The following is a 24,932-nucleotide window of genomic DNA, read 5'->3' as shown; positions in this document are numbered from 1 at the left end:
GATCACCATGCGCCACACCCTGCCCCTGACGCCGCAATTCTACGTGACGGCACCGCAACCCTGCCCCTATCTCGAGGGCCGGCTTGAGCGGAAACTGTTCACAGCATTACAGGGGGAAAACGCGACAGAGCTGAACGACAGCCTGTCCGCCCAAGGCTTCCGCAGGTCGCAGAACGTGCTATACCGCCCGTCCTGCGCCGAATGCGCCTCGTGCCTTTCGGCCCGCATCGACGTTGCCGCCTTCGAACCCAGCCGCAGCCAGCGCCGCATCATCAAGCGGAACAGGCGGCTGGAACGCCGGGCAACGTCGCCCTGGGCGACGGAGGACCAATACGAGCTTTTCCGCCGCTATCTCGACAGCCGCCACGCCGATGGCGGCATGGCCGACATGGACGTTTTCGAGTTCGCCGCGATGATCGAGGAAACGCCGATCCGCAGCCGCGTGATCGAATACATGGACCGCGACAAGCGCGAGCTGGTGGGCGTCTGCCTCACCGACGTTCTGGGCGACGGGGTCAGCATGGTCTATTCCTTCTACGCCCCCGACCGGCCCAAGGATGGTCTTGGCAATTACATGATCCTCGATCATGTCGAGATCGCCCGCTCCGCCGGGCTGCCTTACGTCTATCTCGGCTACTGGGTCCCCGGCAGCCAGAAGATGGGATACAAGGCCAAGTTCTCGGGGCTTGAGGTCTACCTTGGCGGCAAGTGGCAGAAGCTGAAGGATCCCGAAAGCTTCCGCCCCGAACAACACCCCCTCAGCAACGATCCGATTGCCGAGCAGGTGGCGAACATCGCCCTGCCCGACATGGCGCGCAGCAAGCGCTGATCAGAGATCGCGCCAGCGTGGCAATCCGATCTGCGCGGCCTTGATCTTGTGCACCGCAGCAAATCCGATCCCGAAGGTCAGTGTCAGCATCAGGTAGACCACCGGCCCGGCCTCGATCAAACTGCGGATAGGCCGGGGCAGATGCCCCATCAACACCCCAATAACAACCGCCAGCACCGTTACGGCGCTGAACAGGAAAAGGAAGAAGATCACCAGCCCGATCCATGACCGGTAGTGCAGCGGTTTGACAATGATCCCCGCGCGCGCCAGTGCCCGGAACGCAGGCGCATAGGCATAGGCGCCCGTCACACCGCCGCGCTCAAGATGCGCGAGTGCCAGAATCAACCGTTCGCGCCGATTGCTTGCCGGTTTCCCATGCGGCACTTCCGGCGCCTTGCGCGCGTTGGGTTGCTGTGGCGTGGCCTGCGCCTCCTTCTCCCTCAGGCGCGCCAACCGGTCTTCGAAAGAACTCTGTCCCATTCAGTCCTCCTGCATTTTCGCGCAGGAAAACAACCCTTCCGGGCAAAACTAAGACTGAAAATGGGAATTCGAAATGCAAGGACCGCCCCGAAGGGCGGTCCTGACCTAGCTTTCCTTTTACCGATCAGTTCGGGATCAGGTCCGGTACGATGGTCACGATCGACGGGAAGAACCACAGAATCGCCAGCCCCAGCACCTGGATCAGCACGAAGGGAATGATGCCCCGATAGATGTGCTGCGTCGTGACCGAACTAGGCGCCACGCCCCTCAGGTAGAAAAGCGCGAAGCCGAAAGGCGGCGTCAGGAACGAGGTCTGCAGGTTCACGGCGATCATGATCGTCACCCACTTCGGATCAAAGGTGCCGCCGTAGATCACCGGCCCCACGATCGGCACCACAATGTAGATGATCTCGAGGAAGTCGAGCACGAAGCCCAGCACGAAGAGCACCAGCATCACGATGAGGAAGACCGTCAACTCATTGTCGAAAGACTTCAGGAACTGCTGGATGTAATGCTCACCGCCGAAGCTGATGACCACGAGGTTCAGAAGCTGCGAGCCGATCAGGATGGTAAAGACCATCGAGGTCACCTTCGCCGTCTCCCGCACCACCGGCGACAGGACACCAGAAGTGTAGAGTACCAAGCAGGAGAACAGCAGACCGAAGACCGCGTAAAGATACGCACCGTAGGCCACGAAGAAGGCGAACCAGCTTTCTGCACTCACCTCTTCCTGGTTGATGCGCAGGTCGAAGTTCACACCCACGAGGATGCAGATGATGATCGCCAGCGTCGACCAGATGATGATCTTGGGTGACCGGTCCTGATCCTTGAGCTTGCGGTAGGCTGCCAGCATGATCGCACCGCCCGCACCCAGAGCCGCCGCCGGTGTCGGGTTGGTGATGCCGCCAAGGATCGAGCCCAGAACGGCCACGATCAGGATCAGCGGCGGGAAGACCACGCGGATAAGCTCGTTCCCCGCGCAAAGCTTGGTCGCGTAGACGACGCCGTAGAGGGCCAGCACAAAGGGGATGAACAGCAATGCGATGGTCGCCCCGGAAGATGTCAGCGGTCCGACAAAGATGATGTCCACCAGCACCGCAAGAACGATCCCGATACCACCCACGATCAGCGGACGACTATCCGCGGAGGGCGAAACGCCCCGCCCGGTTGTCATGATCAGCGACAGGATGACCAGCAGGATGGCAACGCCGGTCCCGATCGGGGCGGCATTGGCGACCTTGTCGGCGCGGGCCTGTTCGATCTCTTCCGGGCTCAGGCGCTCGGACTGGGCAAGACCGCCCGCATCGTCGATGGCCTTCTGCTCCTCTACCGCGCGGTCCCAGGCTTCCTGGCCGTGCAGTTCGATCATCGACGCCTGGCACTGCTCGCCCACGTTGGTGCGCAGACTGGCCGCCTGACCGATGTCCGAGAAGGTCGAGACCGTGGTCGACTGGCTGCCGACGATGTTGAGGTTGCCCAGCAGGATGGTGCCCACGATCAGCAGCGCGGGCGCGCCGAGGAACCAGGTGAACGCCTCGCCCCGTGTGACCGGTTCGGCATTGGTCGATCCCATCTCGACGGCGGGGGCCTTGTCGGGGTTCAGAAGGGCGAAACCGAAGGCGTAGAGCGCGTAGAGCAACGCCAGCATGATGCCCGGTAAGAGCGCCGCCTGAAAGAGCGTCCCCACAGAGACCACCGCCGGCTCGCCCAGGAACGTCAGCGCGTCGGTACAGCCCGCCTGCATGGCGCGCGCCTCCTGCGCGGCGGAATAGAGATCCCCCGCCAGCGTGCCCAGAAGAACGATCACGATGGACGGCGGGATGATCTGCCCCAGCGTCCCGGACGCGGCGATGACCCCCGTCGCGATCTCGGGCGAATAATTGTTGCGCAACATGGTCGGCAGGGCCAGCAGCCCCATGGTGACCACCGTCGCCCCCACGATCCCGGTCGACGCCGCCAGGAAGGCACCCACGACGACAATCGACACCGCCAGACCGCCCGGCAGCGGGCCGAAGACGCGCGCCATGGTGGTCAGCAGGTCGTTGGCGATCTTGGACCGCTCCAGCGTAATGCCCATCAACACGAACATCAGCACCGCGAGCAGCGTCTCGATGGACTGACCCGCCAGCACCCGCTCGTTCATGCGGTTCACGATGAAAGAGACGTTACGGTCCAGCGCCACTTCCCAGCCGGAGGGGAACACGGGCTCACCGATGCGCGGCAGATCTGGATATCGGAAGATCGACACCGCATCCTCCCGCACACCTGAATTGATCAGCGCGCGATAGGCGTCGGACGATGTGTCGATTGCCTGGTGGATCAGCAGCCCCGCGCTATCGAGTGCCGCGATGATGCCGAACGAGATAATCGCCGCACCACCGATGGCAAAGGCCACGGGAAAGCCGGACAGAATACCGCCGAAAAGGCAGACGAATACGATAATCAGGCCGATTTCGACCCCATCGAGACCGAAAAGCATCAGTGTGTCCCTTCGTAGGCTTCTTCACCTTCGCCAAGGGTGTCCTTGTCGAGGTACTTGTTTTCCGATTCCTCACCTTCCATGAATTCGCAGTAGCTGCGGTAGAAGGTGGCGATGGCCTGCAAAATCACCATGACGCAGAACATGCAAAGCAGGACCTTGAAGATGAAATATCCGTTGAACCCGTTGGGCGAGAACCCGATGGTTTCCACGTTCCACTTGAGCACGCGCGCCTTGCGCAGCAGCAGGTCCAGCGCGTCCGAAGCCGAGGGGTTCGGCGTCACAAGGTGCCGCCACATGAAGAACCAGCCATAAAGCCATGTCACCACGGCAAAGGGGATCATGAAGAACAGCGCGCCGAACATGTCGATGATCTTCTTGGTGCGGAACTTGGCCCCCGCGTAGAAAAGGTCCACCCGGACGTGGCCGCCCTGGATGAAGGTGTAGCTGACGCAAAGACAGACGACCAAGGCGTTGAAAAGTTTCAGTTCCTCGGCAAACCAGCTGATGTCGAACTGCAGTGGTATGCCGAAGCCGACCGAGATGTCCGGCCGGGTGAAAATCCGCTGCATGAACACGATGATGATCTGCTGGATCACCATGATCAGGCCCGCCCAGGCGAAAAGCCGCCCCATGCCGTTCCCGAACCATTCCAGCCCGCGGACCACCGCCCACATGACCTGGCGACGCATCATGCCGACGATGGTCAGGATGATCAGGCCGACAAAACAGACAAAGAAGAACTCGACCGATCCGCCGTAATATATGAAACGCATCAGCGCCTGCGGATCGGACCAGTTCAGCCAGAGCATCGGCTGAAAGATCGCCGCGAAGAAGTTGTAGAAGGCCTCCAGCATATTCCCCAGTACGAACTGGACGATGCCACTGTCCTGGAATTTGTCGAGGCAGCTGATCTTGGCGCCTTCAGCTGCGCGGAAAAATCCCTCGCATTCCACGTCGTTTTCCATGATGTCCCCTCCCGGATCGCATGGCGGGATTGTCCCTGTCTCATGCGTGTCAGACGCGCATAGCGCCCACCGAACCTAGATGTGCGTCAAGGGCCGCAACAGCTGCGGCCCTTGAGCGTTTCAAGCTGAAGCAGCTTACATGCTGGCGCGGACGCGCTCGCGCTGCTCGACGTAGAAGGCGTCGGACTTGGACAGCCACTCGGCGGAAGCCGTGAGCGACGCTTCGAAGCTCTCGCGGGTCTTGGCGAAAAGCTCGTCGCCCATGTTCTCGTCCATGACCTTGGCGGATGCGCGACCGAATGCGTCCCAGACATCGTCGGAGAACTGCATGGTCTTCACGCCCTGCTGCTGCAGACGCGCGAGGGCCGCACCGTTGTTCGCCAGCGTTTCGGCCAGCTGGACGTGGGTCGTCGCCATGCAGGCATACTCGATGATCTTCTGGTGCGCCGGCGACAGGTCATTGAAGACGTCGAGGTTGACGGCACAGGCCAGAGCCGAGCCCGGCTCGTGGAAACCGGCGGTGTAGTAGACCTTGGCGACTTCCTGGAAGCCCGCGCGCTCGTCCGCGAAGGGACCGACCCACTCCAGACCGTCAAGAGCACCGGAGGACAGCGCCTGGTAGAGTTCGCCGCCGGGGATGTTCTGAACCGACGCGCCCAGCTCGCCCAGCACCTTGCCGCCAAGGCCGGGCATCCGGAACTTCAGACCGTTGAAGTCGGCAGCGGAGTTGATTTCCTTGCGGAACCAGCCACCGGACTGCGAACCGGAGTTGCCGGCGATGAAGGACTTCAGGTTGAAGATCTCGCCCAGCTCGTTGTGCAGCTCGTGGCCGCCGCCATGGTGGTACCAGTTGGTGACCTCCTGCGCGGTGCCGCCGAAGGGCACGGCGGTGTAGTAGGCATATGCCGGGTGCTGACCGATGAAGTAGTAGTCAGCAGAGTGGTACATGTCAGCCTGGCCCGAGGACACGGCGTCGAACACTTCAAACGCGCCCACCAGTTCGCCCGGCGCTTTCTTGTCGATGGTCAGGGTGCCGTCGGACATCTCGTTGACCATGTTGTTGAGATACGTGGCCGCGTCGTCGAGCACGGCGAAACCGCGGGGCCAGGATGTGACCATGGTCAGCGTGCGGTTGCCCTGCGCGATGGCGGGTGCGGCGAGTGTGGATGCTGCGGCGGCGGTGCCACCCAGCGCAGATGTCTTCAGAAATGAACGACGATCCATAGGTATACTCCTCCCGAGTAGGATGCCCGTCTGCGCGGTTTTCCGCGCGCGGGTCGTTTCAAGTGCGCGTAAACTACAGTCGTCTGCGGAAAGTGAAATACCGACAACTACGTAGTTATCCGCAGTTTCCGCTCTATACACTTGAAAACCATACGAAAAATAGCCTCATCGCCCTCTGTTGACGCCTGCTGATGCCCGTCATGCGGGCAGTCCCCTTTGATTTGTCGGCGATTCGGCGTATCGAATCGCCCATGGCCCGCCGTTTCGCCCTTCCCCGGCCCTCCTACGCCCAGAAACTCACCCTTCTGGCAGCCGTGCCTCTGATCCTTGCGGTGGCCGCCATCGCGGTGCTGGTGGCGCTGCAGGCGCGTGCGCTGGCGGAACGGGAAATCTCGACCCTCGAGGATCAGCTTATCGAGGCCAAAAAGGCCGAGCTGCGCAATTACGTCACGCAGGCGCGCAACGGTTTCTATTTCGTCTACGGCAACGCCGCCCCGGACGACGAGGCGGCCAAGCAGCGCGTCGCACAGATCCTATCGGCGATGATCTACGGCGAAGAGGGACAGTTCTTCGTCTACGACTACGACGGCAACCAGCTTGTCAGCCCGCGCCAGACCGAACGGATCAACCAGAACTGGTCGGGCCAGGCCGACAGCGAGGGGACCGCCATCGTTGACGAGCTGATCCGCATCGCCCGTTCCGGGGCCGGCTATCACAGCTACCTCTGGCCAAAACCCACCACCGGACAAGAGGCGCGGATGATCACCTATGTCACCTCCTTTCCCTCGTGGCGGTGGGCGGTGGGCACCGGTGTCTATATCGACGACGTGCTGGCATCCGTGGCCTCGGCGCGGGCCGACGTGGAAACCCGCGTACAACGCACCTTCGTCTACATAGGCGCGATCACCTTGGCCGCCCTTCTGGTGGTCTTCGGCACCGGTATGCTCATCAACCTGCGCGAACGCCGCCTTGCCGATGCCAAGCTCAAGAAACTGACCCAACGGGTCTTTGACGCGCAGGAAGAGGAACGCAGCCGGGTGGCGCGCGAGTTGCACGATGGCATCAGCCAGATCCTCGTGGGTGTCCGCTACGCCCTCGACAACGCTCGCCGCAGGCTGGAACGGGGCGACCCTTCGGCATCCGAACCGCTGGGCAAGGGCATCGAAAGTCTGGGACAGGCCATCAGCGAGGTCCGCCGCATCAGCCGCGACCTGCGCCCCGGCGTGCTTGATGACCTGGGTCTTGGTCCCGCGATCAAGACGCTGGCCGAGGATTTCGAGACGCGCACAGGCGTGACCTGCAGCTTCGATACCGTGGTCTTCCGCAATCGCCTCGACGACGAGGCAAAGATCGCCCTTTACCGCATCGCCCAAGAGGCTCTCACGAACGTCGAACGCCATTCCGGCGCAACCGAAGTACAGATCGATCTGCGCGGCCACCGCCGCGGCGCGACATTGCGCATCAGCGACAATGGCCGGGGTCTGAATGCCGGACGCTCCGCCCGATCATCCGGTCTCGGTCTGCGCAACATGCAGGAACGCATGGAGCAGCTCGGAGGCATGCTGACAATCCGCGATGCGAAGGGGCACGGCACAACTATTGAAGCTTCCGTCCCCTTCAGCCATATGCTGCCGCCCGAACAGACGGAACGCCGAAAGGTCGCAGCTGAATGACCAGTCCCACCCGCATTGTCATCGTGGACGACCACCCCATGGTTGCCGAGGGGATCCAGTCCATCCTCGAAAGCTACGAGGATATCGAGGTGCTGGCGACGTTGTCGAACGGCCGCGAAGCGATCAACCGGCTTGAAACGCTGAACCCGGATGTCGTGTTGATGGACCTCAACATGCCCGAAATGGGAGGTCTGACAGCAACCGAGATCGTGCTCGAGCGCCGCCCAGGCACGCGGATCGTCATCCTGTCCATGCACGATAACCCCGAATACATCTCTTCCGCCCTCAGTCACGGGGCGATGGGGTATCTTTTGAAGGACGTGCCCACGGACGAGATCAAGACGGCCATTGACACGGTCATGCAAGGCGAGACCTACCTTTGCACCGGCGCACAAGGCTCCATCGCGCCCGCACGTTCCGGCGCACGCGAAGCCCTTACCGAAAGGGAACAGACGATCCTGCTGCAACTCGCCTCCGGCAAGTCGAACAAGGAAGTCGCCAACACCCTCGATATCTCGGTTCGTACGGTCGAGACGCACCGCAAGAACATCAAGCGCAAGCTGGGGATATCGAGCACGGCGGGCCTGACGCGATACGCGCTTGAACATGGCGTGCTTCAGGGCACAGGCGCGCGGCTCTGAAAATAAAAAAAGCTCCCGCTACATGGCGGGAGCTTATCTGGTTTTCTTTGTCAGGCGATTTAGCCGCCGTTATTCGGCGGCGTAACCGAGATACCGGGGACCGTCACCGTTTCTTCTTCCATGGTGATCTCAACATCCGGCACCTCAACCGTGACTTCTTCTTCGGTCATCTCTACGGAGCCCACTTCGGCGTTAAACTCGGGCATCTGGCCGCCTTCGACGCTCACGTCTACGTCAGGCAGGCGGGCTTCCTGCGTCTGATCGATATCGACCATGTAAAATGCGACTGCTGCAAGGGCGACAACGGCAACGGCGCCGACGATTTTGGTTGCGGTGTTCATTTTGAACCTTCCTTTCGTTTCACGACCATTGGCCGCTTTATCTGAGATGCGGCAAGTCGCCGCTGTGTTGCCTAATCAACGGAAGAAGGTTGCCACGGGTTCCCATAAATTTTCTCGCAAGTGGCTGAACCCGGATTTCCCCGCTCTCAGCACATTGCCGAAGAGGGGCGAGAATTTTCATTAACTGCGCAACGCACCCAATAGGCGAAATTTTATGTCGCAAAAAACCGCCCTTGCGACATTATTTCCGCCGCTTTGCCTGTTGACGCCCCCGTCAACCGCCCATAATGTCCCCGCACGCTTGAAGGAGCCTCACCCAATGACACCCCTAGTCGTCATCGTAGGACACACGCGCATGGGCCGGTAACGGTAGACCATACTCTGACCCATGCGCCCCCGACAGCCTCGGGGGCTTTTTTATGCGCCTAGAAAACCGATTGCCTTACGGAGCAAGACAATGACACGCCAAATGACCGGAGCCAAAATGATCGTCCAAGCCCTTATTGATCAGGGCGTGGACACCGTATTCGGATATCCCGGCGGCGCTGTTCTACCGATCTATGACGAGGTCTTTCAGCAGAACTCGATCAAGCACATCCTCGTGCGCCACGAACAGGGCGCGGTGCACGCCGCCGAAGGCTATGCGCGCTCCACCGGGAAACCCGGCGTGGTGCTGGTGACCTCCGGCCCCGGTGCCACGAACGCGGTGACGGGCCTGACGGATGCGCTGATGGACTCGATCCCGATTGTCGTTTTGACCGGCCAGGTACCCACCTTCATGATCGGCTCGGACGCTTTCCAGGAGGCCGACACGGTAGGCATCACCCGCCCCTGCACCAAGCATAACTGGCTCGTGAAAGAGACCGACAAGCTGTCGGGCGTGTTGCACGAAGCCTTCCACGTGGCGACCTCGGGCCGCCCCGGTCCGGTCCTGGTCGACATCCCCAAGGACGTGCAGTTCGCCACCGGCACCTATACGCCCAAGGCGCCCTCGACCTCGCACTACCAGCCGCAGCTCAAGGGCAACCTCGAAGAGATCACCGAACTGGTTGCGGCCATCGAGAAGGCCAAGCGCCCGGTTTTCTATACCGGCGGCGGGGTCATCAACTCCGGCCCCGGTGCCTCCCAGCTTCTGCGTGAGCTGGTGGATGCGACCGGTTTCCCGATCACCTCGACGCTCATGGGCCTCGGCGCCTACCCCGCCTCGGGCAAATCCTGGCTCGGAATGCTCGGCATGCACGGCCTTTACGAGGCCAACATGGCGATGCACGGCTGCGATCTGTTGATCAACGTCGGCGCGCGTTTCGACGACCGGATCACGGGGGTTGTCGATGCCTTCAGCCCGAAATCCAAGAAGGCGCATATCGACATCGACCCCTCGTCGATCAACAAGGTCATCCGCGTCGATATCCCGATCATGGGCGACGTGGGCCACGTGCTTGAAGACCTTCTGAAGATCTGGAAATCCCGCGGCCGCAAGACCAACTCCGAGGCCGTCGCAAAGTGGTGGGAACAGATCCAGGAATGGCGGGCCGTCGATTGCCTGAAATTCACGCAGAAGGGCAAAACGATCAAACCGCAACACGCCCTTGCCCGGCTTGAGGCCCTGACCAAGGATCACCCCGACCGCTATGTCTGCACCGAGGTGGGGCAGCACCAGATGTGGGCCGCACAATACATGGGATTCGAAGACCCCAACCGCTGGATGACCTCCGGTGGCCTTGGCACCATGGGCTACGGCTTTCCCGCGTCCATCGGCGTGCAGATGGCACACCCCGACGCGCTTGTGATCAACGTCGCGGGCGAGGCGTCGTGGCTGATGAACATGCAGGAGATGGGCACGGCGGTGCAGTACAACCTGCCGGTGAAGCAGTTCATCCTGAACAACGAACGCCTTGGCATGGTGCGCCAGTGGCAGGAGTTGCTGCACGGCGAGCGTTACTCGCAGTCTTGGTCCGAGGCCCTGCCCGATTTCGTGAAACTGGCCGACGCCTTCGGGGCCAAGGGCATCCTCTGCTCCGATCCCGCCGATCTGGACGACGCGATCATGGAGATGCTGAATTACGACGGCCCGGTCATCTTCGACTGCGTGGTGGAAAAGCACGAGAACTGCTTCCCCATGATCCCGTCGGGCAAGGCGCATAACGAGATGCTGCTGGGCGAGGCGGAAACCCAAGGTGTGATCGACGCGAAAGGCTCGGTGCTGGTGTAGCCCGATTTCATCGAAGAAATCGGTCCGGAGTTTTCGAAAACTCCGGCGCCAGCCCCCCGCGATAAGGATTGAATGACATGTCTGCACTGAAAATCAAAAAGGGCGCGACTTCCCACTCCGCCTACAACCTACGCCCCAACTTTTCGGACATCGAAGAGCGGCACACACTGGCGGTTCTGGTGGAAAATGAACCCGGCGTGCTGGCCCGTGTGATCGGCCTTTTTTCGGGTCGGGGCTACAACATCGACAGCCTGACCGTGGCCGAGGTGGACCACACCGGCCACCTGAGCCGCATCACCATCGTCACCTCCGGTACGCCTCAGGTGATCGAACAGATCAAGGCGCAGCTGGGCCGGATCGTCTCGGTCCATGACGTGCACGACCTGACCGTCGAAGGACCCAGCGTCGAGCGCGAACTGGCGATGTTCAAGGTGGCGGGCAAAGGCGATGCCCGTGTCGAGGCGCTGCGCCTTGCCGATATCTTCCGCGCCAATGTCGTGGACAGCACGCTGGAAAGCTTCGTGTTCGAGATCACCGGCGCGCCGGACAAGATTGACGCCTTTGCCGATCTCATGCGCCCCCTCGGTTTGGTCGAGGTCGCCCGAACCGGTGTCGCCGCGCTGTCGCGCGGCGACTGAGGCATCAGCGCATTACGCTGCCCATCCGGGACCCGTTCGCCGTCTTTCTCGAAAAGGCGATGACCTCACCGCCGCGCTCCTGCGCGGCGTTCTTTGCGCGCTGCCTCTTGGCGTTCGCGCGCAGGTGATCCTGGAGCCCGTGGCATACCTTGGGCCTGATCAGACTGGCATTATGAGCCCGGCGTACCTGGCGTTCCAACGACAGGTCGAATTCGACCATGTCTCCAGCACAAAACGCCGATTTACCTTTACCCTCATCGCGTGACGCATCGTAATACGCGAGGTCACCGTGGTCCTCGCACCAAAACACTGCCTTCTGTTCCGCTGCGTCGCTCCAAAGCACAACACCAATCATAAACTTCGTCATACCCTTCGGTTTGTTTCCATTCCAAACTTCTGTTTACCATTATGATATGTTTGGATTTTCCACGCACGATTGCATTTGTGTCGGCAATGGGTAGGAATGACGCGGACCCGCGTCAGGGCTGTTGCTAATTAGCGTCAAATGTGTTGAAGTTAACATCTCTGAATATATGCTAAACGCATATAAATCGTGCTCTGGTTGAGTCAAGCCTTTGTCAAAAGATTCCCTCTCCCCCGCCGAAATCCGCGCAGTCTTCGGAGCGAATCTGGAAAAACTTTCGCAAGGCTATCCCTCCATTTCGGAACTTTCACGACAGCTCGGGATCAACCGCACGCAATACAACCGCTACCTGTCCGGGGAAAGCTTTCCCCGGCCCGACGTCCTTGCCCGCATCTGCCGGTTCTTCGATGTCGATGCGCGCATCCTGCTTGAACCGGTTGGAAGCGCCGGGTCAGAGCAGGACCCGATCGCCAATCCCTTCCTGCACGATTACGTTGGCGCAGGTGTCGCCAATGTCCCCGAAGAAGTGTTCCCTTCTGGTTTCTACCGTTTCTCGCGGCGCAGCTTTCTGAAGATGGACGTCTTCATTCTCGGCATCGTTCATGTCCGCCGATCCGATAAGAACACCTTCATACGCGGGTTCGAAACCCGCGCGGCGATGAAGGTTCAGAACTTGCCCACCTCCAGCCTTGCTCGTGAATTCCGGGGCATCGTCATGCAGCAGGAGGATGGGATCGTGATGATCGCCTCGCGCAGGAACACGATGACATCGACCTTCAACTATCTCAGCCGTGTCGCCTCTTTCGAGAACAACTTCTGGCAGGGTTACGTCACCCGCACCGTGCCCGAGAATGTGGGCGGCCTGCGCGCAACACGCATGGTCTTTGAACTGCTTGGCAACAGGCCACGTGATGTGCTCGCGGCGGCCCGTGCCACAGGGTTTCACTCAGTGGATGATCTGCCGGCCTTCCACCGGCGGCTTCTGATGCCGGATGTCCCCTTCTCCTGACGCCACGGTGTCGCCCGTGGCAAAGTCCGGTCGCTGGCGGCATCCAGCGCGCCCCCGGCGCGGGATATAGTTGCCCAAGCTACAGGAGGGCAGCATGACCGTCTCATCCACCGATCTGGGCACAGTACGCCAGCCTATCGAATCCGCGCACGGCCTTCCCAACGCGCATTACATTGATCCGACCGTCTTCGCGGAAGAACGCCAGGCGGTGCTCTTCGACAACTGGGCGGGCCTCGCGGTTACCGCCGATGTGCCCGAGCCGGGCGATGCCGTGCCGATCAGCTTTCTCGGCATGCCGCTCCTCCTGATCCGGGACAAATCCGGCGAGGTGCGTGTATTCCAGAACACCTGCCGCCATCGCGGCATGATCCTTGTCGAGGAACCCCGCAAGATCGAAGGGGCGATCCGCTGCGCCTATCACAGCTGGTGCTATGCCACCGACGGGCGGCTGGTTAGCACCCCGCATGTGGGCGGCCCGGGCCAGAACACCCATGCGGGCATCGACCGCGCCCTGCTGGGCCTCGTCGAGATACGCAGCCACGTCTGGATGGACGTCGTCTTCGTGAATGTCTCTGGCAACGCCCCGCCTTTCGAGGAGGCCAATGCCGACCTCATCGCCCGCTGGGCGGAATACGACAAGCCGCTCTTTCACGGGGGCGCGGACAGCCGGTTTCAGCTCGACGTGGCCTGCAACTGGAAACTCGCGGTCGAGAACTACTGCGAAAGCTACCACCTCCCCTGGGTGCATCCCGGTCTGAACAGCTATTCCCGCCTCGAGGACCACTACCACATCGAGGCGCCGGGCCTCTACTCCGGCCAGGGTACCCTGGTCTACCGCCAGCTTGCCGACGCCGACGGCACCGTCTTTCCCGATTTCGAAAACCTCTCAGCCAAATGGGACACGGCGGCGGAATATGTCACCGTTTATCCCAACGTGCTGTTGGGCGTGCACCGCGACCATACCTTCGCGATCATCCTCGTCCCGCAAGGCCCCGAACAAACGGTCGAACATGTGCACATCTACTACGCCAGCCCCGACACGTCACCGGACCTGCGGGCCAAGAACACCGAACAGTGGAAAGGCGTTTTCGCCGAGGATGTCTTTGTCGTCGAGGGCATGCAGAAGGGACGACACGCGGTCCATTTCGACGGCGGGCGCTTCTCTCCCGCGATGGACGGGCCGACGCACCTCTTCCATGACTGGGTCGCCGCGCAGGTCCAGCGCAGCCGCGCGATGTCACAAGCCGCGGAATGAGCGATCTGGAAGCGGCGCTGCTGGCGGCGCACGCGCGGGAGGACCACCCTGCGCTAGTAGATCTCTACCGTCGGGCGGCGGAAAGTGCCGAAACCGAGGAAAGCCGCGCCTTTTATCTCACCCATGCGCATGTCTTCGCGCTCGAGACGGCGCATCCGGACACCGCTGACCTGCGCGCAGAACTGATCGGGATGGGGCGCGAGGAACCCCTGCCCCCGGCCCGCGAACCCAAGAGATAACCTAACCGAGCTGAGGCGGACGCCGGTTCGGCCAGTCGGTCGCCTTGTGCCACGCATGCGCCAGCTGCATCAGACGTCCGCCGCCGGCGCGCGGTCCGATCAACTGCATGCCGCCGGGCAATCCGTTCTCTCCGAAACCGGCCGGAACGTTCACCACCGGCAAGCCGATAAGACTTGCCGGGATCACCACCTGCATCCAGCGGTGGTATGTATCCATGGCGACCCCCGCGATTTCGGTCGGATGCACGATGTCAACGTCAAAGGGCCAGCACTGAGCCGACGGCAGCACAAGCACGTCAAATGACTGGAAGAGCTCCGACGCGGCACGGAACCAGTTCGACCGGATCATGCTGGCCTGGTGCAGATCCATCGCCGACAGGTTCATGCCGCGCTCGATCTCCAAGGCGGCGCTGGGTTTCAGCAACGGGCGGGTGTCGGGGTCGGTGAACAGCACGTGGTTCCCCGAAGCGACCGAGAATGAGCGCAGCGTGATCCAGCTATCCCACATCTCATCCGCGTCAAAGGGGGGCGGCACCGGCGTCACGCTGTGCCCCATATCTTCAAGCTGTTTCACCGCCGCTTCGGTCAGCGCGGCGATCCCGTCCTCGTAGGGGAAGGCACCGCCCCAGTCACCCAGCCATCCGATCCGCTGGTGCGGCAACTCGAGATCAAGCAGCGGACTCGTCCGCCCGGCGGCGCGCGCAAGGGGCTGCCGCTCGTCCGGCCCGGTCATCGTGTCGGTCAGCGCCGCAAGATCGGCGGGGCTGCGTGCCATCGGCCCGGAGGTGGCAAGCTGGTGCAGGAAGACGTCACCGGTGGGCTCCGCCGGAACGCTGCCCCAGGTGGGCCGGAACCCGTAGACGTTGTTCCACCCCGCAGGATTGCGCAGGGAACCCATCATGTCCGACCCATCCGCCACGCTGACCATGCGTGCCGCCAGCGCCGCTGCCGCGCCCCCTGACGACCCGCCCGCGGATTTGGTGGTGTCATAGGGGTTTCGGGTCGCTCCGTAGACGGGATTGAACGTGTGGCTGCCCAGCCCGAACTCCGGCGTATTGGTCTTGCCGATAATCAGCGCGCCCGCTTTGCGCAGGCGCGCGACCAGCAGGTCATCGTCCTCTGCGACCTGACCGGCAAAGATGGGAGAGCCCATCGAGGTCGGCAGGCCCTTGGCATTGGCAAGGTCCTTGATCGCCATCGGAATACCGTGGAGCCAGCCCTTGCGAGGGCTTTCATCCGCCGCCCGTGCCTCATCCAGCAACGCATCCCGGTCCCTCAGCGCGACGATGGCGTTGATCTCGCCATTCACGGCATCGATCCGGTCGAGGGTTGCCTGCATCACGTCGACCGCACTGATCTCGCGCCGCTCAAGCAAAGCGGAAAGGGTCAGCGCGTCTTGTGCATGAAGGTCCATTGTTGGACAAGATCAACTAAACGCGAAAAAAGCAAAATATTTCGCACGACAGCGCCGTGCTGGCGGCTCAGCTCCCCTGCGCCTCGGCCCGGCTCTTGCCGCTTGCCGAGAGCGCCAGCGTCGCCGCCATCAGACCGTCGAGGTCGCCATCCAGCACACCCTTCGTATCCGAAGTCTCGTAGTTGGTGCGAAGATCCTTCACCATCTGGTAGGGCTGCAGCACGTAGGACCGGATCTGGTTCCCCCAGCCTGCGTCCCCCGCGCTTTCGTGGGCCTCGTTCACCAGCGCCGACCGCTTGTCGAGCTCAAGCTGGTAAAGACGGCTCTTGAGCGCCTTCATCGCGATATCGCGGTTCTGGTGCTGCGATTTCTCGGAGGACGTCACCACGATCCCCGTCGGATGGTGCGTGATCCGGACGGCGGAATCGGTCGTGTTCACGTGCTGCCCGCCCGCGCCCGAGGACCGGTAGGTGTCGATACGGATGTCGGCCGGGTTCACCTCGATCTCGATGTTGTCATCCACCACCGGATAGACCTTGACCGAGGTAAAGGAGGTATGCCGCTTGGCCGCGGAATCGAAGGGCGAGATGCGCACCAGCCGGTGCACGCCCGATTCCGATTTCAGCCAGCCATAGGCGTTATGCCCGGAAATCTTGTAGGTCGCGGATTTGATCCCCGCCTCATCGCCGGCGCTCTCGGCCTGCAGCTCGACCTTGTAGCCTTTCTTCTCCGCCCAGCGAACGTACATCCGCGCCAGCATCGCGGCCCAGTCACAGCTTTCCGTCCCACCTGCGCCCGCGTTGATCTCCAGGAAGGTGTCGTTGCCATCGGCCTCACCGTCCAGCAGCGCCTCCAGCTCCTTCTGCGCGGCCTTCTCGGCCAGCACCTTCAGTGCCTTCTCCGCGTCGGAAACGACCTCGGCGTCATCCTCCATCTCGCCCAGCTCGATCAGTTCGACGTTGTCGTTCAGCTCCTGCTTGATCCCCTCGTAGGTGTCGATGGCATCCACAAGGGTCTGGCGGTCGCGCATCAGCTTCTGCGCAGCCTCCGCATCGTCCCAGAGGTTCGGGTCCTCGACGCGCGCGTTGAATTCCTCGAGCCGGTGCTGAGCGGTCTCAACGCCAAGCCGTTGTCCCAGCAATTCCAAGGACTTGGAAATCTGCTCTACCGTGTTCTGTGCCTCTGCGCGCATGGGAAATGCCTTCGTTGTCTGCCCCGAGGGACATAGACCAGCCATGTCCGCTCAGCAAGCCGTAGGGTGGGGTTTGACCCCACCTTACCCTGTCAGTAAAGCCCGCCCGAGGACAGCGAGCCAAAGCTCGCCTTCGGACCCACGACCGCCTTCTTGCCGGTCGACGTGGTCACCTGCCGTGCCGACTGGCCCACTTCCTCGACCAGCGGCAGATCGGCGCCCATGGCAAAGCCGCCGTCGAACATGATGCCAAAGATCGGCTCCTCGCCCTCGCGGAAACACTCCGAGACAACGTTCGGCCCGGAAGCCTCATCGCTGAGGCGTGCACCGGTAAAGCGGTCGATGTTGATGAACTGGCAGGCCTCAGGCACGGTGAACGGCCCGCCGCCGTATTTCTGGGTGGCTGCAGTCATGAAATTCTGGAAAACCGGGCCGCACATGCCCCCGCCCGACGCCCCTCGGCCCAGCGAGCGTGGCTGGTCATATCCGATATAACAGCCCGCCACGATGTTCGAGGTGAAGCCGATGAACCAAACGTCCTTGGCATCGTTCGTGGTCCCCGTCTTGCCCGCCGTCGGCACCGGCAGGTTCACCGCCTTGCGCGCCGTGCCGCGCTCCACCACGCCGGTCATCATCGAGGTCAGCTGGTAGGCCGTCACCGCGTTCATCACCCGCTCGCGGTTCGAGATCACGCGCGGCGCGACACCGGGATCGAGGCTGGCCAACTGGCAGTCGTTACAGATGCGGTCGTCATGCTTGTAGACCGTGCGGCCATAGCGGTCCTGCACCCGGTCGACCAGCGTCGGCTGAACGCGTTCGCCGCCGTTCGCGAACATCGCGTAGGCGCTGACCATCTGGTAAAGTGTCGTCTCCTGAGAGCCCAGTGCGTTGGCCAGCACCGGCGACAGGTCGTCATAGACACCAAACCGCTCGGCATAGCTGCCGACAACGTCCATGCCGACCTCCTGTGCCAGACGGATCGTCATCAGGTTCCGGGACTGTTCGATCCCCGTGCGCAGGGGCGTCGGACCGTAGAACTTGTTCGACGCGTTCTTGGGCCGCCAGACACCCTGCGGCGTGTTGATCTCGATCGGCGCATCCACGACGATGGTCGCTGGCGAATAGCCGCTGTCCAGCGCCGAGGCATAGACGAAGGGCTTGAAGCTGGACCCCGGCTGCCGCTGCGCCTGTGTCGCGCGGTTGAAGACCGAATCCTGATAGGAAAACCCGCCCTGCATGGCGATCACCCGGCCCGTGTCCACGTCCATCGCGACGAATGCCCCCTGCACTTCCGGCACCTGCCGCAGCGTCCAGCGGATGAAGCTCCCGTCACTGTCGGCGGTCATCCGGCGCACCAGCACCACGTCACCCACTTCGAGAAGATCACCGGCAACCTGCGCCTTGCGCCCAAGATCACCGTTCTCCAAAAGCTTGCGTGCCCATTGCACGTCCGTGGCCGGGATAAAGTGCCCGTCGCCGTCGTCTTCGATACCTTCGATGCCGATCCGCGCATCATTCGCGCCAATCTCGAGCACAACCGCCGGATACCACTGGCTCTCAAGGTCGATGTCGCGCGGCACCCGCAGCTCCGCCAGCGCCGCGCGCCAGCTTTCCTCGTCCTTCAGCTGGTCGGCTGCTATCTTCTCGCCCGTCCCACGCCAGACACCCCGGTTGCGGTCGTACTGCTCCAACTGCGCGCGCAGCGCATTGGCGGCAATCGGCTGCATCTCGTTGTCGATGGTGGCCCGGACCGACAGACCGCCGGTAAAGAACTCCCCCTCGCCGAAATCACGGGACAACTGGCGGCGAATCTCGTCGGTGAAGTAATCGCGCGGCGGCAATTCCGCGCTGAAGCTCTGGAAATCCCCGTTCTGAACCGAGCGCAGCGGCTGCGCCTTTTCGCTCTCGTAGACGTCCTTGGTGATGTAGCCGTTCTCGTACATCTCCCGCAGCACGAAGTTGCGCCGTGCCAGAAGACGGTCCTTGCGGCGCACCGGGTGGTAGTCCGACGGTGCCTTGGGCAGCGACGCAAGGAAGGCCGCCTCATGCGGCGCAAGCTCGCTCAGCGTCTTATTGAAGTACGTCTGCGAGGCTGCGGCGACGCCATAGGAATTCTGGCCCAGAAAAATTTCGTTGAGGTAGAGTTCAAGGATCTTTTCCTTGCTCAGCGCTTCCTCGACCCGGGCCGCGAGAATGATTTCCTTGATCTTGCGCTCCGCCCGCCGGTCGCCCGACAGAAGGAAGTTCTTCATCACCTGCTGCGTGATGGTCGAGGCCCCGCGCAGGTCGCGTCCGCCCGACCGCACCGCGTCGATCCCCGCCGCCGCAATCCCGCGCAGGTCATAGCCGTCATGCTGATAGAAATTCTTGTCCTCGGCCGAGATGAACGCCTGCTTGATCAGCGGCGGGATCGTATCTGCGGGCGCAAAAAGCCGACGCTCCTTGGCGAATTCGTCGATCAGCTTGCCCTGGCCCGAGTAGATCCGGCTGATCGTGGGCGGCGTGTATTGCGCAAGGCTCTCGTGGCTGGGCAGGTCGCGGCCGTACATCCAGAACACCGCACCGATGCTCAGCGCGACCATGGCGATCCCCATGGTCAGGGTGGTAAAGATACCGCCCAGAAAAGAAAGGATAAATCTGAACACCGCTTCCTGCCTTCTACGTGGCAATCATTTGGCCTGAGTATAGGCCAGACCGCGCATATGGTCAAAACATCGCACCGCGTCAACTCGGCCAGTCTTTGCCCAATTTTCCGTGATCACTGCCGCACCAGCGGTGCCCGCGCTGCATCCTGATCGCGCCAGACCAGGATCGCATCCGCGATGGCGTTGATCATCACAGACCGCCAGACCGGATCGCGCAGGTTCTTGAGGTCCCGGTCCGAGCTGAGAAAACCCACTTCGACCAGCACCGAGGGAATGTCCGCCGATTTCAGCACCGAGAATCCCGCGCGGCGCAATGGCCGCCGGTTCATCGGCCCGCCCGCTGCCGCCATGCCGTCGACCAGCGCCTGCGCCAGATCGGCCGAACGCGGCTCTGTCTCCTGCCGGGCAAGGTCCAGCAGGATGCCTGCCACCTGATCATCAGACCCGGTCAGGTCAGCTCCCGCGATGATATCCGCCCGGTTATGCCGCGCCGCCAGATGCGCGGTCGCCGCGTCGCTTGCCTCGTCCGAGAGCGTATAGACCGTCGCCCCCTTCGCACCCCCCTGGCTCAGGATATCGGCATGGAGCGACAGAAACAGGTCCGCCTCCGCCTGATGGGCAATCGCCACGCGGGTCTCCAAAGCGACGAAAACATCGTCGTCGCGGGTCAGTACCACGTCGACACCATTGCGGATCAACGCCTCGCGCAGGCCTCGCGCGAAACTCAGCATGAGGTCCTTCTCGGCCACCCCCTCCCGCTCCGCCCCCGGATCGATGCCCCCATGGCCCGGATCGATGGCCACGACAAACCGGTCCTCTCCGCTGGCCTCCGGCGCGGCAGGCTGCGTCGAAGCCACGGCCCATGACGGATCGACGGGCGCACCCGTCGCGGCGGCAAAGACCTCAGCATCCGCCGCCTCAAGCACGATCTGCAGGCTGGCGGCGCCGCTGCCGGTCTCGACCGGCATCCCGATTTCCCGGGGCATCATGGGTTCCGCCAGATCGGCCACCAGCCGCGTCCAGCCAGGCCGGAACGCGCCAAAGCGCACCGCCGCTATGCGCCCCGGTTCGGGCAGGATCATCTCGGGCCGTACTCCAGACCAGTCCGCCTCGCGGAAATCCACCACCAGCCGCGCCGGATCGTCCAGCAGGAACACCCGGAAAGGCACCCCCTGGCTCAGCCCGATGGTGATCTCGGTCCGTCCAAACCATGTGTCGCTGATCCCGCTGCGCGCCGCATCGACGCGTGCAAGCGCGCTCATCTCCTGCGCGCCCGCCATCTGCGCAATGCACAGCACCGCTGCCACCAGCCTGAGGATTGCCCGTATCATGTCACCGCTTTGCGCTTGTTCTTGGGATGCACCCTAGCGCGACGGTCGCGCGATTTGAACTCTTTTCCGACCGCTCAGCGGTCCTGCAGGAAGGCTTTCAGCCGCCGCAGGCCCTCCACGATGTCCGCCGTGCTCCGCGCATAGGAAAACCGGATCGTCCCGCCCCCGCGTACCGGATCGAAATCCAGCCCCGGCGTGACCGCAACTCGCGCCTTTTGAAGGATTTCCGCCGCAAACGCCCGGCTGTCATCCGTCAGGTCCGACACATCGGCATAAACATAAAACGCCCCGTCCGGCGGCGCGAAACTGGCAAAACCCGCATCCGCCAATCCGTCGATCATCAACTGTCGGTTGGCGCGGTAGACATCCATGTTGGCCTGTAACTCGTCCTCGCAGTCCATCGCCGCCAGCGCCGCGATCTGGCTGGCGTGCGGCGCACAGATGAACATGTTCTGCGCGATCCGCTCAACGGTCCGCACGTGGTCCTCCGGCACCACCATCCAGCCCACGCGCCAGCCGGTCATCGAGAAATACTTGGAGAACGAATTGATCACATAGCTCTCATCCGTCAGCTCGAGCGCCGTCACCGCCTTCTTCTCGTACTCGATGCCGTGGTAAATCTCGTCCGAGATGAAGGACGCCCCGTTCTCCGCGCAAGCCCCGATCAGCGCGCCCATGGCCTCGCGGTCCAGCATCGTGCCCGTCGGGTTCGCGGGCGAGGCGACCATCAGCCCGGCAAGGTCCATGCCCGCGAAATCCGCCGGCACCGGCTGAAACCGGTTCTCGGGCGCGGTCGGCAGGTCCACGGGCTGCAACGCCAGCGCCTTCAGTATCTGCCGGTAACTCGGATACCCCGGTGCACCGATGCCCACCCGGTCGCCCGTGTCGAAAAGCGCCGTGAAGGCAAGGATGAAGCCGCCCGATGACCCAGGCGTGATCACCACCCGCCCCGGATCGAGATCGACGTTGTACCATTCCCCATACATCCGCGCGATCCGTTCGCGCAGCGCGGGCAGTCCCAGCGCCACCGTATAGCCAAGCGCCCCCTGACCCATGGCCGCCGTCAACGCCTCAACCGCGTCCCTCGGCGCGCCCGTGCCGGGCTGCCCCACCTCCATGTGGATGATGTGCTGCCCCGCCGCCTCGGCCGCCGCCGCCGCCTGCATCACGTCCATCACAATAAAGGGATCGACCTCGGATCGGGTTGAATGTCGCATGGGCTTGCTCCTATGACTGGCCCGTGTATCACTGCGTTTCGCTGTCAGCGTCAACCGCCCAAAACCCGAAAGGTCCGCCCATGTTTGCCCGTCTCGCCGCGACATCTCTTGCCGCCGTCCTCGCCCTGCCGCTCGCCGCGATGGACCTCAAGGAATTGTCCGACGAGGAGCGCGCCCAGTTGCGCGCCGAGGTGCGCGCCTACCTGCTGGAAAACCCCGAAGTGATCATGGAAGCCATCGAGGTGCTGCAAAACCGCGAGGCCGAGGCACAGGCGCAGGCAGATGTTGACCTCGTATCTGACAATGCTGAGGCGATCTTCAACGACGGGTTCTCCTGGGTCGGCGGCAACCCCGAGGGCGACATCACGCTGGTCGAGTTCCTTGACTACCGCTGCGGCTACTGCAAGCGCGCCCATGACGAGGTCGCCAAGCTGATCGAGACCGACGGCAACATCCGCTTCATCATCAAGGAGTTCCCGATCCTAGGGGAGCAATCCATGCTCGCCTCCCGCTTTGCCGTGGCAACCAAGCAGATCGCGGGCGGCGACAGCTACAAGGCACTGCATGACGCGCTGATGGAATTCAACGGCGACGTCACCCTGCCCGCCCTGCGCCGTATGGCCACCACCTTCGGGCTTGATGCCGACGCCATCGAGGCACGCATGGACAGCGACGAGGTCACCCGCGAAATCGCCGAGAGCCGCGCGCTCGCGCAGCGGCTGAACATCACGGGCACGCCGACCTTCGTGTTGCAGGACGAAATGCTGCGCGGCTACGTGCCCTACGATCAGATGCAGTTGATAGTTGAAGACAAGCGGGGATGAGCCTCTTCCGCGACCTGCACGTCCCCGGCACGCCGCTTCTGATGCCGAACCCTTGGGACGCAGGCAGCGCGCGGATACTGGAAAATCTCGGTTTCAAGGCACTGGCGTCGACAAGCGCAGGTGCCGCCTTCGCCCAGGCCAAGCAGGACGGTGATCTCACCCTCGACGAGATGATCGACGCAGCCCGTGAGGTGGCAGCGGCCGTATCGGTGCCGGTCTCCGCCGATCTTGAGAACGGTGGCGGAGACAGGCCCGAGGATGCCGCCACCGCCATTCGCCGCGCCGCGGCAGCCGGGCTCGCCGGTGCTTCCACAGAAGATCTCGGGTCAGACGGCATCTATCCTTTCGATCTGACGCTTGAACGCGTAGAGGCCGCCATCGACGCCGCGCGCAGCACCGGCATCGTGCTGACCGCGCGAAGCGAGGGGTTGCTCACCGGCACGCTTTCCCTGTCGGAGGTTTGCGAGCGCATCACGGCCTTCGCCCGCGCGGGCGCTGATGTGGTCTTTGCTCCGGGCCTCAAGACGACGGAAGATGTGCAAGCTGTGATGGATGCTGCGGGCACGACCCCTGTCAGTGTGCTGGTCGGCGCGAACGCCCCTGAAATGACCGTTGAACACCTTGCCTCGCTCGGCGTGGCGCGGATCAGTGTGGGCTCGGGCCTTGCCCGCGTGGCCTACGGCGGGATTGTCGCGATGATGCGGACGGCACTTGTCGAGGGACGCTTCGACTATCCTGACACAACCGCAAGCTTCGACGAAATTGCCAGGCTGCTGAAATAGCTTCGCTATTCCGCGGCCTTCACCTCAGCCGCTTCGATCTCCGCCGCCTTCTTCTCGACCTGCTCGACGATGTGGTCGATCATGCTGGCGTTGTCCTGCTTGTGGCTCTGCTTGCCCGCAAGATACACCATCCCCGACCCCGCACCGCCGCCGGTGAAACCGACGTCGGTCATCAGCGCCTCACCCGGCCCGTTCACCACGCAGCCGATGATCGACAGGCTCATCGGCGTCTTGATGTGCTCCAGCCGTTTTTCGAGGATTTCAACCGTCTTGATCACGTCGAACCCCTGCCGCGCGCAGGAGGGACAGGAGATGATGTTCACGCCCCGGTGCCGCAGGCCCAGCGATTTCAGTATCTCGTAGCCAACCTTCACCTCTTCCACGGGATCCGCCGACAGCGACACGCGGATCGTATCGCCGATGCCCATCCACAGCAGGTTGCCCAGCCCTATGGCCGACTTGATCGTGCCGGACATCAGCCCCCCGGCCTCGGTGATGCCAAGGTGAATGGGCGCATCCGTCGCCTCAGCCAGCTGCTGATAGGCCGCCGCCGCCATAAAGACATCCGACGCCTTGCAGCTGATCTTGAACTCGTGAAAATCGTTGTCCTGCAGTATCTTGATATGATCGAGACCGCTTTCCACCATCGCGTCCGGGCAAGGCTCGCCGTATTTGTCGAGCAGATGCTTTTCGAGAGAACCAGCGTTCACACCTATCCGGATCGAGCAATTGTGGTCACGCGCGGCCTTGATCACCTCGCGCACACGCTTTTCATCGCCGATATTGCCCGGATTGATCCGAAGACAGGCCGCCCCCGCCTCCGCCGCCTCGATCCCGCGCTTGTAGTGGAAATGGATGTCCGCGACGATGGGCACGGACACTTCTGGAATGATCTCTTTCAACGCCTTTGACGATGCCTCGTCCGGCACCGAAATACGCACGATATCCGCACCCGCCTCCGCCGCCGCATGCACCTGCGCGATGGTCGCCTTCACGTCCGTGGTCAGCGTGTTCGTCATCGTCTGCACGCTGATCGGGGCATCGCCGCCCACGGGCACGTTGCCCACCATGATCTGGCGCGACTTGCGACGGTAGATGTTGCGCCAGGGGCGCACGTGGTTCAGCGACATGGAAAGCCTCGGGGCATGGAGCGGTTGCTCAATACCTAGTCAAAG

Annotated in this window: 22 protein-coding genes; 10 read left to right on the top strand and 12 right to left on the bottom strand. The window is 62.5% G+C overall.

Features of this window, described 5'->3' with window-relative positions; genetic code table 11:
• The first annotated feature begins 7 nt into the window (after positions 1–7).
• Positions 8–829 carry an arginyltransferase gene (locus AB2B41_RS03595; RefSeq protein WP_367876542.1) on the top strand — a complete coding sequence of 274 codons (822 nt, stop codon included), beginning with the start codon at positions 8–10 and terminating at the stop codon, positions 827–829.
• On the opposite strand, the gene AB2B41_RS03590 is transcribed toward AB2B41_RS03595, so the two are convergent.
• The 4 genes from AB2B41_RS03590 to AB2B41_RS03575 all read right to left on the bottom strand — a co-directional run bounded on the left by AB2B41_RS03590 (position 830) and on the right by AB2B41_RS03575 (position 5,980).
• Positions 830–1,309 carry a DUF6404 family protein gene (locus AB2B41_RS03590; RefSeq protein WP_367876374.1) on the bottom strand — a complete coding sequence of 160 codons (480 nt, stop codon included), beginning with the start codon at positions 1,307–1,309 and terminating at the stop codon, positions 830–832.
• Positions 1,310–1,433: 124 nt separating this feature from the next.
• Positions 1,434–3,788, bottom strand: a complete 2,355-nt coding sequence (locus AB2B41_RS03585; RefSeq protein ID WP_367876373.1) for a TRAP transporter large permease — start codon at positions 3,786–3,788, stop codon at positions 1,434–1,436.
• Positions 3,788–4,756, bottom strand: coding sequence for a TRAP transporter small permease subunit (locus AB2B41_RS03580; RefSeq protein ID WP_367876372.1), 969 nt, complete (start codon positions 4,754–4,756; stop codon positions 3,788–3,790). Before AB2B41_RS03580 ends, AB2B41_RS03585 begins: the two co-directional genes overlap by 1 nt.
• Positions 4,757–4,891: 135 nt before the next feature.
• Positions 4,892–5,980, bottom strand: a complete 1,089-nt coding sequence (locus AB2B41_RS03575) for a TRAP transporter substrate-binding protein (RefSeq protein ID WP_367876371.1) — start codon at positions 5,978–5,980, stop codon at positions 4,892–4,894.
• Positions 5,981–6,231: 251 nt separating this feature from the next.
• Between AB2B41_RS03575 and AB2B41_RS03570 the strand changes: the two genes are divergently transcribed.
• Positions 6,232–7,653, top strand: a complete 1,422-nt coding sequence (locus tag AB2B41_RS03570; protein ID WP_367876370.1) for a cache domain-containing protein — start codon at positions 6,232–6,234, stop codon at positions 7,651–7,653.
• Complete coding sequence (locus AB2B41_RS03565; RefSeq protein ID WP_367876369.1) at positions 7,650–8,294, top strand: response regulator transcription factor; 645 nt, start codon at positions 7,650–7,652, stop codon at positions 8,292–8,294. Before AB2B41_RS03570 ends, AB2B41_RS03565 begins: the two co-directional genes overlap by 4 nt.
• 59 nt (positions 8,295–8,353) lie before the next feature.
• Here the strand turns inward: AB2B41_RS03565 and AB2B41_RS03560 are convergent, their stop codons facing one another.
• Positions 8,354–8,635 (bottom strand): hypothetical protein, encoded by a 282-nt coding sequence (locus tag AB2B41_RS03560; protein WP_367876368.1) that lies wholly within the window; start codon positions 8,633–8,635, stop codon positions 8,354–8,356.
• Positions 8,636–9,092: 457 nt separating this feature from the next.
• Here AB2B41_RS03560 and AB2B41_RS03555 point away from each other — a divergent pair, with 457 nt between their 5' ends.
• Both AB2B41_RS03555 and ilvN read left to right on the top strand, forming a co-directional pair.
• Positions 9,093–10,847, top strand: coding sequence for an acetolactate synthase 3 large subunit (locus AB2B41_RS03555; protein WP_367876367.1), 1,755 nt, complete (start codon positions 9,093–9,095; stop codon positions 10,845–10,847).
• A 77-nt stretch (positions 10,848–10,924) separates the two neighbouring features.
• Complete coding sequence (gene ilvN, locus AB2B41_RS03550; RefSeq protein ID WP_367876366.1) at positions 10,925–11,485, top strand: acetolactate synthase small subunit; 561 nt, start codon at positions 10,925–10,927, stop codon at positions 11,483–11,485.
• 4 nt (positions 11,486–11,489) lie between these two features.
• Here ilvN and AB2B41_RS03545 read toward each other — a convergent pair whose 3' ends face one another.
• Positions 11,490–11,852 (bottom strand): hypothetical protein, encoded by a 363-nt coding sequence (locus tag AB2B41_RS03545; protein WP_367876365.1) that lies wholly within the window; start codon positions 11,850–11,852, stop codon positions 11,490–11,492.
• 208 nt (positions 11,853–12,060) lie between these two features.
• Between AB2B41_RS03545 and AB2B41_RS03540 the strand changes: the two genes are divergently transcribed.
• The 3 genes from AB2B41_RS03540 (at position 12,061) to AB2B41_RS03530 (ending at position 14,352) form a co-directional block, all read left to right on the top strand.
• A complete protein-coding gene (locus tag AB2B41_RS03540; protein WP_367876364.1) occupies positions 12,061–12,858 on the top strand; it encodes a helix-turn-helix domain-containing protein in 798 nt (265 codons plus the stop codon).
• 94 nt (positions 12,859–12,952) lie between these two features.
• Positions 12,953–14,113, top strand: coding sequence for an aromatic ring-hydroxylating oxygenase subunit alpha (locus AB2B41_RS03535; protein ID WP_367876363.1), 1,161 nt, complete (start codon positions 12,953–12,955; stop codon positions 14,111–14,113).
• Entirely contained in the window at positions 14,110–14,352 is a 243-nt protein-coding gene (locus tag AB2B41_RS03530) for a hypothetical protein (protein ID WP_367876362.1), read from the top strand. The genes AB2B41_RS03535 and AB2B41_RS03530 overlap by 4 nt, the downstream gene beginning before the upstream one ends.
• A 1-nt stretch (position 14,353) precedes the next feature.
• On the opposite strand, the gene AB2B41_RS03525 is transcribed toward AB2B41_RS03530, so the two are convergent.
• The 5 genes from AB2B41_RS03525 to AB2B41_RS03505 form a co-directional block, all read right to left on the bottom strand.
• Positions 14,354–15,766 carry an amidase gene (locus tag AB2B41_RS03525; protein ID WP_367876361.1) on the bottom strand — a complete coding sequence of 471 codons (1,413 nt, stop codon included), beginning with the start codon at positions 15,764–15,766 and terminating at the stop codon, positions 14,354–14,356.
• A gap of 67 nt (positions 15,767–15,833) precedes the next feature.
• A complete protein-coding gene (gene prfB / locus AB2B41_RS03520; protein WP_367876360.1) occupies positions 15,834–16,958 on the bottom strand; it encodes a peptide chain release factor 2 in 1,125 nt (374 codons plus the stop codon).
• Between the two features lie 92 nt (positions 16,959–17,050).
• A complete protein-coding gene (locus tag AB2B41_RS03515) occupies positions 17,051–19,603 on the bottom strand; it encodes a penicillin-binding protein 1A (RefSeq protein ID WP_367876359.1) in 2,553 nt (850 codons plus the stop codon).
• Positions 19,604–19,716: 113 nt separating this feature from the next.
• Positions 19,717–20,934 (bottom strand): N-acetylmuramoyl-L-alanine amidase, encoded by a 1,218-nt coding sequence (locus tag AB2B41_RS03510; RefSeq protein ID WP_367876358.1) that lies wholly within the window; start codon positions 20,932–20,934, stop codon positions 19,717–19,719.
• Positions 20,935–21,008: 74 nt separating this feature from the next.
• Complete coding sequence (locus AB2B41_RS03505) at positions 21,009–22,151, bottom strand: pyridoxal phosphate-dependent aminotransferase (protein ID WP_367876357.1); 1,143 nt, start codon at positions 22,149–22,151, stop codon at positions 21,009–21,011.
• 80 nt (positions 22,152–22,231) lie between these two features.
• Between AB2B41_RS03505 and AB2B41_RS03500 the strand changes: the two genes are divergently transcribed.
• Positions 22,232–22,975, top strand: coding sequence for a DsbA family protein (locus AB2B41_RS03500; protein ID WP_367876356.1), 744 nt, complete (start codon positions 22,232–22,234; stop codon positions 22,973–22,975).
• A complete protein-coding gene (locus AB2B41_RS03495; protein ID WP_367876355.1) occupies positions 22,972–23,757 on the top strand; it encodes an isocitrate lyase/PEP mutase family protein in 786 nt (261 codons plus the stop codon). Before AB2B41_RS03500 ends, AB2B41_RS03495 begins: the two co-directional genes overlap by 4 nt.
• 5 nt (positions 23,758–23,762) lie before the next feature.
• Here AB2B41_RS03495 and ispG read toward each other — a convergent pair whose 3' ends face one another.
• Positions 23,763–24,887 carry a flavodoxin-dependent (E)-4-hydroxy-3-methylbut-2-enyl-diphosphate synthase gene (gene ispG / locus AB2B41_RS03490; RefSeq protein ID WP_367876354.1) on the bottom strand — a complete coding sequence of 375 codons (1,125 nt, stop codon included), beginning with the start codon at positions 24,885–24,887 and terminating at the stop codon, positions 23,763–23,765.
• Positions 24,888–24,932: the final 45 nt, after the last annotated feature.

Origin of the sequence: Sulfitobacter sediminis (assembly GCF_040811725.1) — a bacterium.
Taxonomy (GTDB): domain Bacteria; phylum Pseudomonadota; class Alphaproteobacteria; order Rhodobacterales; family Rhodobacteraceae; genus Sulfitobacter; species Sulfitobacter sediminis.
This window is presented reverse-complemented; position numbering and strand designations above follow the sequence as displayed.